This is a genomic window from Parasphingorhabdus litoris DSM 22379 (assembly GCF_020906275.1).
Classification (GTDB): Bacteria; Pseudomonadota; Alphaproteobacteria; order Sphingomonadales; family Sphingomonadaceae; genus Parasphingorhabdus; species Parasphingorhabdus litoris.
This window is the reverse complement of the sequence record NZ_CP086727.1, coordinates 2,984,504-2,996,908: the sequence shown is the minus strand read 5'-3', so window position 1 is coordinate 2,996,908 and position 12,405 is coordinate 2,984,504. Positions and strand designations below refer to the sequence as shown.

Below are 12,405 nucleotides of genomic sequence, written 5' to 3'. Positions count from 1 at the left end.
TAGAGCATAGCAATGTGACTTGCCAATGAACTTAATGGTTTATCTGCAAAATATCAGTTTAACGACAATAGCCGTTGCCGCCCATGTCAAAATGGAAATGATCATGGTGCGCGGCATTGAAATCGGGACTCAGCACGGTTCCGAATCGACGGCAGGCGCTTTTGTGGATGGCGCGCAGGAATTTCTTTTCCTGCCGCCCGCTGTTCCAGTTTTTGGTCAGCGTAATGCGGCGACCATCGGCTAAGACAAAGCCGGATACGTCAATGGCGTTGGCACGGCCATGTTCTGACAACCTATTCGATCCTGCAACTCGGCGGCAGCTATAGCTGCCCATGGTTTCGATCCTCACCAATTCGCTACCTAAATATTGCCGGGCAGCACGTCTGACCGCATATTCCGTCCATGCCGCAAATTTGTTCGCCAGCTCGCATCGCACGGGGCCAAGGTTTGAAATCTCTGTGCTGCGACCGACATCCAGCATGGTGATGGCATCGATCTGGCTGCATCCGCCGGAGAAATTCTGATTGGGCAGAGGAGAAAAACGAACACCGGCGTTGCGCAATTCGCCGTAACATTGTCTGGCGCTGGGACTGGGATCAATCTTTACGCCGCCGCTGGATGGTCGTTTGCTATCGGGTATGCCGCAGGCGCTTAACGCGAGTGACAGAAAACCCAGAAACAAAAAATTGCGCATAACTGGCGCTTGTACACATGGCTTTTTCATAAAAACTGCTTGACGAAGCGATCCTAAATCAGAGCTGAAGAACAGCCTCTATACCCGTTTTTCAGCCAAAAAGGATGCGTTTTGCGACAAACGGAATATTTCTCTCACGATGTCCAAGTCGGATCATCCAAAAATGCGGTTTTTGATAAATGCTTAGATATTGCTGCTTGACTTGCTGCGCTGCAACAACCATTGCGGCGACGGGCCACGCGGTCCCAACGCCGCGCGAGCTCTCTGTAAGGAGAAGCAAGACATGACAGATACTACGTTACCGCAACCCGAGTTGCGTCCAAATTGCCCGAATTTTTCTTCGGGCCCAACCGCCAAATTTCCTGGCTGGTCTCTCGATAAAATCAACACAATCGCCATGGGCCGCTCTCATCGTTCGGCTACTGGCAAAGGGCGGCTGAAATATGCCATCGATCTTAGCCGCGAGCTGCTCGGCATTCCCGATGACTATCTGATCGGCATTGTTCCCGCCTCCGATACCGGCGCGGTTGAACTGGCGATGTGGAACATGCTCGGCGCGCGTCCGGTTACGGTCGCGGCTTGGGAAAGCTTTGGCAATGTCTGGATTCAGGATGCTGTGAAACAGCTGAAGCCAGCCGACCTGACCGTCCTCGAAGCGGATTATGGCGAGATTCCTGACCTTACCCAGATCGACAAGGGCGATGATATTGTCTTCACCTGGAATGGTACGACATCAGGCGCTAAAATTCCGAACACCGACTGGATTGCTGACGATCGCAATGGTGTGACGATCAACGACGCCACCAGCGCCGTTTTTGCGCAGCCTATGGACTGGGCGAAGCTCGATGCGACCACCTATAGCTGGCAGAAAGTTATGGGATCGGAAGCAGGCCACGGCATGCTGATCCTCAGCCCACGTGCTGTTGAGCGGATTGAAAGCTATTCACCAGATTGGCCGCTGCCAAAAATCTTCCGTGTGAAGAAGGGCGACAAGCTGAACCGCGCGATTTTCGAAGGTGCGACGATCAACACACCTTCTTTGCTGGCGACCGAAGACTATATCGCTTCGCTCGAATGGGCCAAATCCATCGGTGGATTGCCTGAGCTACATGCAAGGGCAGATCGTAACGCCAAGCTGGTCCATGACTGGATCGAAGCGACGCCTTGGCTCCGCAACATGGTCAGCGATCCGGCGAAATGGACCAATACCGGCGTCTGCATGATGTTCCAGGGTGATTGGTATGATGGTCTGAGTGACGATGATAAAGCCGCTGTGCCCAAGAAAATCGCGGGCATGCTTGAGAAGATGGATATCGGTTACGACTTTAACGGTTACCGCGATGCGCCACCTTCGTTGCGCATCTGGTGTGGTTCGACCGTTGAAGAAGAAGATATCCGCCGCCTGCTGCCCTGGATTGAATGGGCCTACGCACAGGTCAAAGCCGAGATTTAATTTGCTTTGTGCCCCTGCGAAGGCAGGGGCCCATCTCCCGCGGTTTTGTTAACCGAGATGTCCGGAGATGGATCCCCGCCTTCGCGGGGATACCCGAAATTACAAGGATTCCAAAGAGATGCCAAAAGTACTTATATCCGACAAAATGGACCCGAAAGCCGCCGAAATCTTCCGCGAACGTGGCGTTGAGGTGGATGAAATTACCGGTCAAACACCCGAAGAATTGATGCAGATTATCGGTGACTATGACGGCCTCGCCATCCGGTCTTCGACCAAGGTGACACCTGAAATATTGGAAGCAGCGACGAACCTGAAAGTCGTAGGTCGCGCTGGTATCGGGGTCGACAATGTCGATATTCCCGCCGCATCGACCAAAGGCGTGGTGGTCATGAACACCCCGTTCGGCAACAGCATCACCACGGCGGAACATGCCATCGCGATGATGTTTGCCCTGGCCCGGCAACTGCCTTCTGCCGATGCGTCAACACAGGCGGGTAAATGGGAAAAGTCCAAATTTATGGGCGTCGAGCTAACCAGCAAGACTCTTGGTTTGATTGGCGCGGGTAATATTGGTTCGATTGTGGCGGAACGCGCCATTGGTCTGCGTATGAAGGTTGTCGCCTATGATCCGTTCCTGACCGCTGAACGCGCGATTGAGATCGGAATAGAAAAAGTGACGCTCGACGAGCTGCTCGAACGTGCTGATTTTATTACCATGCACACGCCGCTGACGGACCAAACCCGTAATATCATGTCGGCCGAAGCCATTGCCAAAACCAAGCCGGGTGTGCGGATCATAAACTGCGCTCGCGGCGGATTGATTGATGAAGCGGCTCTGAAAGAGGCTTTGGAATCCGGCCATGTCGCTGGCGCAGCGCTGGACGTTTATGCGGAAGAGCCCGCAAAGGAAAATGCGCTTTTTGGAACGCCGAACCTGATCTGCACGCCACATTTGGGCGCATCGACCAGCGAGGCACAGGTTAATGTTGCCATCCAGGTGGCGGAGCAGATGGCCGATTATCTGGTCAATGGCGGCGTTGAAAATGCGCTCAATATGCCTAGCCTCTCGGCAGAACAGGCGCCGAAGCTCAAACCCTATATGGTGCTCGCAAATCAGCTGGGTTCATTGATCGGCCAGCTATCAAGCAGCTCGCTGAAAGGCATTTCGGTAGAAGTTGAAGGCGCCGCTGCCGAGCTTGACCCGAAACCCATCACGGCCGCCGTTCTCGCCGGGTTAATGGCAGCCTATAGCGATTCCGTGAATATGGTGAACGCACCTTATCTGGCGAAAGAACGCGGCCTTGATGTCCGTGAAGTCCGGCATGACCGCGAGGGTGATTATCACACATTGGTGCGCGTATCGGTAACCACGGATGAAGGCGAAAAATCGGTCGCAGGAACGCTGTTCGGTTCTTCCGGTCCGCGTCTTGTTGAGATGTTCGGCATCAAGGTTGAGGCCGATCTCGAGGGTGACATGCTCTATATCGTCAACCAGGATCAACCAGGTTTCATCGGCAGCGTCGGTTCCACACTCGGCGAGGCAGGGGTCAATATCGGCACCTTCCATCTGGGGCGCCGTGCTGATGCACCAGGTGGAGAAGCCGTGTTGCTGCTTTCCATCGATTCGCCAGTGGAAGAACCCGTGCTATGGGCCGTTTGCCAGCTTGAAGGGGTGAAAACGGTGAAAGCCCTGCGCTTCTAAACCGAAGAGCAAAAAACCGGTGGCCTGAGCGCGCGCTTAGGCTATGGAGACGAAAGTCTATGCAAAAGCTGTCTAACTTGCTGCCTGAAGGCTTTCACGATTCCCTGCCGCCCCATGCCGAAGCAGGGTCGCGGCTGGAACGTGACGTGCTCGATACACTGGCCAGCCATGGCTATGCGCGGGTGTCGCCGCCTTTGGTTGAATATGAAGATGTGCTGACGGGTCGGATGACGGGATCGGCGAAAAGCGATTTGATGCGCTTTGTCGATCCGATTTCGCAGCGGACGTTGGCGCTGCGACCTGATGTGACGATGCAGATTGGCCGGATTGCGGCGACCAGTCTATCTGAAGCCGCGCGCCCATTGCGTCTCAGTTACTCCGGACAAGTATTGAAATTGCGCTCCGGTCAATTGCGCCCGGAACGCAGCCGCTTGCAGATCGGCGCCGAGCTGATCGGAACCGATAGCGTTGCGGCAGCCAGCGAAATTGTATCGGTCGCGATCGAAGCGTTAAGCCGGGCCGGGTTGACCGGCATCACGGTGGATTTCACCATGCCGGATCTGGTCGATGTCCTGTCTGCCGGGCCTTTGCCTCTCAGTGCTGCGCAAGCGGCCGAGGTGCGCAGCGAACTGGATATGAAAGATGCGGGCGGTCTCACGGATCTGGGCGCGGTCGGCTACTTGCCGTTGATTGAAGCGACAGGGCCTTTCGACGACGCTATGGCCAAGATGAGATCTTTCGACAGCGACAATCTGTTGGCTTCTCGGCTGGACGGCATTGCAGCGATTGCCGCGAATATCAAAGACAAGGCCAATCTCACGCTCGATCCGACCGAGCGGCATGGTTTTGAATATCAGAACTGGTTTGGTTTCACGCTGTTTGCAGAGGGTTTTGTCGGTGCGATGGGGCGTGGCGGCAGCTATGAAATTCCGACTGCAGATGGCGATATGGAAAATGCCGTCGGTTTTTCGCTTTATCCCGGACCGTTGATCGACGCTGGTTTCAGCGCGAAGCCAAAAGATGTTTTATTCTTGCCTCTTGGCCATGACGAAGAAGCCGCTTCTTCGCTGCGTGCCGAAGGATGGCGTACGGTTGCGGCCCTTTCAGACAGCGATGATGCCAAGACATTAGGGTGCACCCATCATCTGGATGGCGAGAAACCGGTAGCAATTTAACAGGAAGAATTTTCAGATATGGCCAATGTAACGGTTATCGGCGCCCAATGGGGTGATGAGGGCAAAGGCAAGATTGTTGACTGGTTGTCGGAACGCGCGGATGTCGTTGTCCGGTTTCAGGGCGGCCATAATGCCGGCCATACATTGGTTGTCGACGGTGAAGTCTATAAGCTGTCGCTGCTTCCATCCGGCATCGTTCGCGGGGCTTTGTCGATCATTGGCAATGGCGTTGTGCTCGATCCCTGGCACCTGCGTGATGAAATTGAGAAGCTGAGCAAACAGGGCGTGGCGATCAACGCGGACAATTTCGGTATTGCGGAAAACTGCCCGTTGATCCTGCCGATTCACCGCGATCTTGATGCGCTCCGCGAAGATGCCAGCGGTAAGGGCAAGATTGGCACGACGCGGCGCGGTATCGGGCCGGCCTATGAAGATAAAGTCGGTCGTCGGTCGATCCGGGTTTGCGACTTAGCCTATCTTGATGATCTGGGACCACAGCTGGACCGGCTTTGCGCGCATCACGATGCGCTGCGCGCCGGTTTTGGCGAAGAGCCTGTGGATAGACAGCGTTTGTTGGCCGATCTGCGGGAAATTGCTGACTCTGTGCTGCAATATGCGCAACCGGTCTGGAAGCGCTTGAACGAAGCCCGTAAACGCGGTGACCGGATATTGTTTGAAGGTGCGCAGGGTGTGCTGCTGGACGTGGATCATGGGACCTATCCGTTTGTGACCAGCTCCAACACCATCTCTGGCACTGCCGCCGGCGGATCGGGTATTGGCCCTTCGGCAACCGGCTATGTTTTGGGCATTGTGAAGGCTTACACCACGCGCGTCGGGTCTGGACCGTTCCCAACCGAATTGGCTGATGACATCGGTCAACGTCTTGGCGAGCGGGGCCATGAATTCGGCACCAATACTGGACGGCAACGGCGCTGTGGTTGGTTTGATGCCGTGCTGGTCAGACAAGCCCTGGCGGTATCCGGTGTTAGCGGCATCGCGCTGACCAAGTTGGACGTGCTCGACGGTTTTGACGAACTGAAAATCTGTGTGGGCTATGACCTTAATGGTGTGACCTATGACTATCTACCACCGCATCATCAAGATCAGGAAGCGGTGATGCCAATTTATGAAAGCATGCCGGGCTGGAGCGAATCCACCGCTGGTGCGCGCAGCTGGGCGGATTTGCCGGCTCAGGCGATCAAATATATCAAGCGTGTTGAGGAATTGATCCAGTGCCCGGTGGCATTGGTGTCGACCTCTCCCGAGCGCGAAGACACGATTCTGGTGACGGATCCCTTTGCGGATTAGGTTTCCCCTATTCTTGGCGCTGGCAACGGTCGGTGGGTGCGGCTCGGCTGAGCCTTCGCAGCAGACCGAGACTGACGATAGTGCAGTCGTGCTTCCAATCATTCCAGCCGGGACCAAAGCCGATAGCATCTTGGTCGACAAGAGCGACAGGACACTTATCCTCTACAAGGGTGATGAAGAAATCGCCCGTTACGGCAATATCCGCTTTGGTGATACGCCCGAGGGGCATAAGCGCTTTGAAGGGGACGAACGTACGCCAGAGGGACGCTATACGATAAACGGACGAAATCCGGGCAGCCGATATCATCTCAGTTTGCGGATATCCTATCCCAACGCAGCCGATCGTGCTTATGCCGAAGCGCGAGGTAAATCACCCGGCGGTGATATCTTCATCCATGGTCAGCCCAATGGCCGAGAAGGCGCTCCCCTGGCTTCGGACTGGACCGATGGCTGTATCGCTTTAAGCAATGCCGAGATTCAGCAAATCTGGGAAACTGTTCCTGACGGAACGGAAATTTATATCCTGCCCTAAACGTCGTCCGCCGATATCATTTCCTCGATATCAATCTCACCGGTCATCACGCCTACAGTTGTTGCAATAGCGGCATCACCGGAGACGTTGGTCGTGGTGCGCATCATGTCCATGATCCGGTCCACACCAGCAACAAAGGCGATGGTTTCCAACGGAACACCGACGCTGCCGAAGACAAGCGCCATCATGATCAGGCCTGCACCGGGAATACCCGCCGCGCCAATTGCACCGAGCGTAGAGGTTATCGCAATCAGCACATAATCGCCAAAGCTGAGATCCACGCCGAAAATCTGGGCCCCGAACAATGTTGCCAGTCCCAAGTACATGGCCGTGCCATTCATGTTGATCGTCGCACCCAGTGAAACCACAAAGCTGGCTACTGAGTTGCTAACACCCAGATTGCGCTCCACACAACGCAAGGTCACTGGCAGAGTGGCATTGGACGAGGCTGTGGAATAGCTAACTGCTATTGCGTCAATAATACCGCGGAAGAAATCCAGCACAGGCAATTTGGCAATAAACTTGATCATCGCCGAATACATGACGAGAATGATCAGCAAACAGCCAAGATAGTTGAGGCCGACAAGCTGCGCGAGGGAAATCAGGGCATCTGGACCCAATGTGCCAGCCACCCATGCCATCAGGGCAAAGACCCCGAAAGGCGTCAGTTCCATGACGATCATCGTGACTTTTTGCATCACGATGGCACCACTATCGAAAATCTTGGCAAGTGGCTTACCGTCTTCTTTGGCCATCAAAATACCAATGCCAATCAGCAGCGCGAATACGATCAGCGGTAACACACGTACGTCAGCCATGACCTGCACCGGACTGTCCGGAACGATCGAAAGGATCATATCGACGGCCGTGGTTTCATTGGGAGCAGGCGTTTCACCTTTCTGGATGGCTGATGTATCGACACCTTTGCCGGGCGCGAAAAACGTACCCAATGCGAGGCCCAGCCAAGCAGCAATCTGACCGGTTATGACGAACAAAATCATCGCTCGCCCGCCAACACTGCCGAGCTTTCTGAGGTCACCGAGCGCGGCAACACCTGCGACAAGCGAGAAGAAAATCAGTGGGACGACCAGCATCTTGATCGCTTTGATGAAGAAATCACCGATCCATTTGATAGTTTCTGATTCCGGTCCCCAGATCAGGCCTGTAACGACGCCCAAAACCAGAGCTGCGATAACCCGCTGCCAAAGCGGTATTTTGAACCAGAATGACAGCATGTCACCACCCCTATTTGTATTTTGCATCAACCTATCCTCGCATCCCAGTTACGGCAAGCGATTAGCGGCAAGTTGTCACATCGTGAAACTGATCGCCAGACAAGTGGCCAGTCCGACACCAAAGGTGAGCGGGATGCCGGCCTTGAAGAAGTCGGTGAACCGGTAGTTGCCAGCAGCATAGACCAGTGTGTTGGTTTGATAGCCAATTGGTGTCGCGAAGCTGGCCGAAGCGGCGAACATTACCGCTATGACAAGCGGTCGGGGGTCGACACCTAGATCCTGACCAAGCGCAATTACAATGGGCGTAATGATGATAGCGACTGCATTATTGGTCACAATTTCCGTCATGAATACAGAGAGCACATAGATTGCGAATACTAGCGCCCAAGGCGGTAAATCTTTTAGCCATGGCGTGAGTTGATTTACGATTAAATCCACACTTCCCGCTTGTTGTAGGCCAAGACCAACCGCGAGCATCCCGAAAATCAGCACCAGCACATTGCCGTCAATTGATCCCCAGGCTTCCTCGGCATCGATACAGCGCGCCAGCAAAATTGCACCAACCGCCAAAATGGCCGCGACCGCCAATGGGATAATGTTCAATGCGGCAAGGGCGACCACTGCGACCAACGCACCAATAGCAATGGGCGCGCGATCGCGGCGAAAAGCCCGTATCTTGGTCTGGCCGACACCAAAAAGATTGGGATTCTCATACATCCGCTGAATATCCTTGCTCGATCCAGTGACGAGTAAACGATCAGCGGCATGGATGCGGGCGTTGGTGAGGTCCGATCGCGGCAAATTGCGATAGCGGGTCATGCCCAGTATACGAACATTGAGCTGCCCGAGAAACGGAATGTCGAACAGACGGTTGCCGATGCTGGGGTGACCTGGAGCAACTGTTGCCTCAACCAGTTCCTCTCCTAATGGTCCGACATCACCCGACCGGACAATACCGATTTTGAAGTCTTCCGATGACCGCAGGGATATGAGTTCGGCAAGATCGAGTCGGACAACAATGCGATCACCCGCGCGCAGTTCATGATGGTCGAGATCATGGCGGATATAGCTGCTCAGTCGTTTCACCGCCGAGACTTTTACACTGGTTCGGCGGATGATTGGAACTTCCGAAAGCATCTTCCCTATGGCGGTGGACCTGTTGCGTACGGTAAGTTCCGTCAGGAAATCGCTTTCGTCGCTGCTTGAGAATTCACCGCTGGCCTGACCTTTGGGGAGCAGCCAGCTGCTGAAAAGAACCATCATGATGGTTCCCGCAACAGCAGCAACCAAGCCATAAGGCGTGATCTCAAAAATTCCGAACCCATCCATTCCGGTGTCACGCGCCACTGCATCAACGATCAGATTGGTAGAGGTACCGATCAACGTTGTTGTGCCGCCCAGGATACAGATGAAACTTAGCGGGATGAGCAACTTCTTGGATGAGATACCAGTGGCACCGGAGAGACGAATGATGATCGGTATGAGTACCAATACAACTGGTGTGTTGTTCATGAATGCAGATGCAACAAAGGCGCCGAGGAACATCTCCACCACCGCCAGTTTCGGGCTCTTTTTGGCCCGCTCAATAATGAACCCGGCAATGGCATCAATCGTACCTGTTCGAAGCAGAGCGCCGGATAATATGAACATGGCGGCAATGGTAATGGGTGCAGTGTTAGAAAAAACGGAGAAGAGTCCGTCTGAATCGATAATCCCTAGAAACAGGAAGGTGCAAGCACCCAGCACGGCGACCACGGCCGCAGGGAACCGCTCCATAATGAAACCAGCGAACAGAAAACCCAATATGACAAGACCGATGATCGCCTTATGCGCCTGAATATAATCATCTATGACGTGAAGGACGAGGTCGATCATCTAGGCCGCACTTATCCGCATTGCGCGCGGTGCAATAATTTCTGATCCGCGAGTACCAGCGCCATCATAGCCTCGACAACCGGAACCCCGCGTATACCGACACAGGGGTCGTGCCGGCCTTTGGTAACGATCTCGGTTGCTTCGCCATCGCGGGTGATGGTGTCGACCGGCGTCAGGATTGAGCTCGTCGGTTTGAAGGCCACGCGGCAGAAAATCGGCTGTCCGGTAGAAATACCTCCAGCCGTGCCGCCCGCATGGTTGGAGGCAAACCTCGGTCCTTCATTGCCTGGCCGCATAGCATCGGCATTATCTTCACCGCGCAGGCGAGCTGCTTCAAAGCCGTCGCCTATTTCCACACCCTTGGTGGCGTTAATGGTCATCATCGCGGCAGCGATTTCACTATCGAGCTTGGCATAGACGGGTGCGCCCCATCCGGCTGGAACACCCGTTGCTTCGCAGGCGATGATCGCGCCCAGGCTGCTGCCATCCTTGCGCGCACCATCGACCAGCGCTTCCCAGCGTTTGGCCGCTTCGGCATCCGGACAGAAAAACGGGTTGTTACCAATTTCATCGGAATCAAAATTTGCCATGTCAATCGCATCGCCCCCGATTTCAGCAACCCATGCGCGAATGGATATTTCTGGGATGGCAAGGCGAGCAACAGCACCCGCTGCCACACGTGCTGCCGTCTCGCGCGCACTGGATCTGCCGCCACCGCGATAGTCGCGAAAACCATATTTGACGTCATAGGCATAATCGGCATGGCCGGGTCGATAGGCTTTGGCGACTTCGCTATAATCCTTGGACCGCTGGTCGACATTCTCGATCATCAGTGAAACAGGCGTGCCTGTGGTTTTGCCTTCAAACACGCCGGACAGGATTTTCACCTGATCGGGTTCCTTCCGCTGGGTGGTATATTTGGATTGACCGGGCCGCCGCGCATCCAGAAACGGCTGGATGTCCGCTTCGCTCAACTCCAGTCCCGGAGGACAGCCATCGACCATCGCGCCAAGCGCGGGCCCGTGGCTTTCGCCCCAAGTGGAAAAGCGAAATACGCGGCCAAAACTGTTAAAACTCATATACCCTCATCTATTGGCCCACTTTTTTGTTCTTACAGGCGACCAAAGGCGGGCGCATATTCTGCTCGCCCTGACTGCGGCTTTTGGACGGTCTCGTCAAGCCAGAGTGCTTGAAAATACGGCCCGGCAAAGGGAGAATCAAATGGCTTTGCATCTTCGACGGAAAAGCCAAAGCGTGAATAGTAGCGGGGATTGCCCAGCAATATGATCAACTGCCAATCCTGTGCTTTAGCCCATTTTATAGCAGTGCGAACAAGGTGCGATCCAATGCCATCATGCTGAAGTTCCGGTGACACGGCAACCGGTCCCAGGCCGAGTGCCCTGATCGGTTGTTGATCCGCTATCGCATCCATTGGACTAAGCGCAATATGGCCGATTATCGCTCCGTTCTTCTCGGCCACATGGGAAAAGAGCAAATCTTTGTCGCTCCGCAGCATATCGACAAGCCGCGCTTCAGCATCGGTCTCAAATGCAGCTGCGTTTACAGCGAAGATCGATTCTTCATCGCAAGATTTTTCGGGTCTTAAAAGCATCAATCCAACGCGATGTCGGGTGCGTCTTCCTGCTTCATTCCGATAGTATGATAGCCTGCATCAACATGATGCGTCTCTCCTGTCACTCCGGATGACAGATCGGACAGGAAATAAAGCGCAGACGACCCAACATCATCAATCGTGACATTGCGGCGCATGGGCGAGTTTAGCTCATTCCATTTCAGGATATAGCGAAAATCCCCGATGCCGGATGCGGCAAGGGTCTTGATCGGCCCCGCAGAAATCGCATTCACCCGGATACCATCAGGGCCGACATCATTGGCGAGATATTGCACTGATGTTTCCAGTGCCGCTTTGGCCACGCCCATGACGTTATAGTGTGGAATAACCTTTTCCGCGCCGTAATAGGATAAAGTGAGCATCGAGCCACCTGGGTTCATCATCGCAGCGGCGCGCTTGGCAACAGCGGTGAAGCTATAAACACTGATATTCATCGTCATCAGAAAATCATCGAGGGTCACGTCAAAATATTTGCCGCGCAAAGCTTCTTTGTTGGTGAACCCGATGGCGTGGACGACAAAATCAATCGTGGGCCATTTTTCGGCCAGTTCAGCAAAGGTTCTGTCGAGCTGGTCCATATCAGACACGTCACAATCCAACAGGAAATCACATCCGAGTTCTTCAGCCAATGGTTTGACGCGTTTGGCCATAACTTCGCCTTGATAGCTTATCGCCAGCTCGGCTCCTGCCTCAGAAAGCTTTTTCGCAATGCCCCAGGCGAGAGACTTGTTATTCGCCAGGCCCATGATCAGGCCGCGTTTGCCCTTCATCAGTTCATTCATTGCCAGTCCTTTTCAT

Annotated in this window: 11 protein-coding genes; 5 read left to right on the top strand and 6 right to left on the bottom strand. The window is 54.4% G+C overall.

Features of this window, described 5'->3' with window-relative positions:
- Positions 1–58: 58 nt before the first annotated feature.
- Complete coding sequence (locus BS29_RS14545; RefSeq protein ID WP_229954359.1) at positions 59–694, bottom strand: extensin-like domain-containing protein; 636 nt, start codon at positions 692–694, stop codon at positions 59–61.
- A gap of 283 nt (positions 695–977) precedes the next feature.
- Here BS29_RS14545 and BS29_RS14540 point away from each other — a divergent pair, with 283 nt between their 5' ends.
- The 5 genes from BS29_RS14540 to BS29_RS14520 all read left to right on the top strand — a co-directional run bounded on the left by BS29_RS14540 (position 978) and on the right by BS29_RS14520 (position 6,864).
- Positions 978–2,147 carry a phosphoserine transaminase gene (locus BS29_RS14540; RefSeq protein ID WP_229954358.1) on the top strand — a complete coding sequence of 390 codons (1,170 nt, stop codon included), beginning with the start codon at positions 978–980 and terminating at the stop codon, positions 2,145–2,147.
- A 118-nt stretch (positions 2,148–2,265) separates the two neighbouring features.
- On the top strand, positions 2,266–3,849 hold the full coding sequence (serA, locus tag BS29_RS14535; RefSeq protein WP_229954357.1) for a phosphoglycerate dehydrogenase: 1,584 nt from the start codon (positions 2,266–2,268) through the stop codon (positions 3,847–3,849).
- Positions 3,850–3,908: 59 nt separating this feature from the next.
- Positions 3,909–5,024 carry an ATP phosphoribosyltransferase regulatory subunit gene (locus BS29_RS14530; protein ID WP_229954356.1) on the top strand — a complete coding sequence of 372 codons (1,116 nt, stop codon included), beginning with the start codon at positions 3,909–3,911 and terminating at the stop codon, positions 5,022–5,024.
- An 18-nt stretch (positions 5,025–5,042) separates the two neighbouring features.
- A complete protein-coding gene (locus BS29_RS14525; protein WP_229954355.1) occupies positions 5,043–6,332 on the top strand; it encodes an adenylosuccinate synthase in 1,290 nt (429 codons plus the stop codon).
- Between the two features lie 13 nt (positions 6,333–6,345).
- Positions 6,346–6,864 carry a L,D-transpeptidase family protein gene (locus BS29_RS14520; protein WP_229954354.1) on the top strand — a complete coding sequence of 173 codons (519 nt, stop codon included), beginning with the start codon at positions 6,346–6,348 and terminating at the stop codon, positions 6,862–6,864.
- Here BS29_RS14520 and BS29_RS14515 read toward each other — a convergent pair.
- The 5 genes from BS29_RS14515 to fabI all read right to left on the bottom strand — a co-directional run bounded on the left by BS29_RS14515 (position 6,861) and on the right by fabI (position 12,389).
- The gene (locus BS29_RS14515; RefSeq protein WP_229956876.1) at positions 6,861–8,099 is read right to left on the bottom strand and encodes a dicarboxylate/amino acid:cation symporter; all 1,239 of its coding nucleotides are present in this window, start codon (positions 8,097–8,099) and stop codon (positions 6,861–6,863) included. The two genes, BS29_RS14520 and BS29_RS14515, sit on opposite strands and share 4 nt — an antisense overlap.
- Positions 8,100–8,174: 75 nt before the next feature.
- A complete protein-coding gene (locus BS29_RS14510; RefSeq protein ID WP_229954353.1) occupies positions 8,175–9,974 on the bottom strand; it encodes an SLC13 family permease in 1,800 nt (599 codons plus the stop codon).
- Between the two features lie 11 nt (positions 9,975–9,985).
- Entirely contained in the window at positions 9,986–11,053 is a 1,068-nt protein-coding gene (gene aroC, locus BS29_RS14505) for a chorismate synthase (RefSeq protein ID WP_229954352.1), read from the bottom strand.
- 32 nt (positions 11,054–11,085) lie between these two features.
- Positions 11,086–11,586 (bottom strand): GNAT family N-acetyltransferase, encoded by a 501-nt coding sequence (locus BS29_RS14500; protein ID WP_229956875.1) that lies wholly within the window; start codon positions 11,584–11,586, stop codon positions 11,086–11,088.
- The gene (fabI, locus tag BS29_RS14495) at positions 11,586–12,389 is read right to left on the bottom strand and encodes an enoyl-ACP reductase FabI (protein WP_229954351.1); all 804 of its coding nucleotides are present in this window, start codon (positions 12,387–12,389) and stop codon (positions 11,586–11,588) included. The genes BS29_RS14500 and fabI overlap by 1 nt, the downstream gene beginning before the upstream one ends.
- Positions 12,390–12,405: the final 16 nt, after the last annotated feature.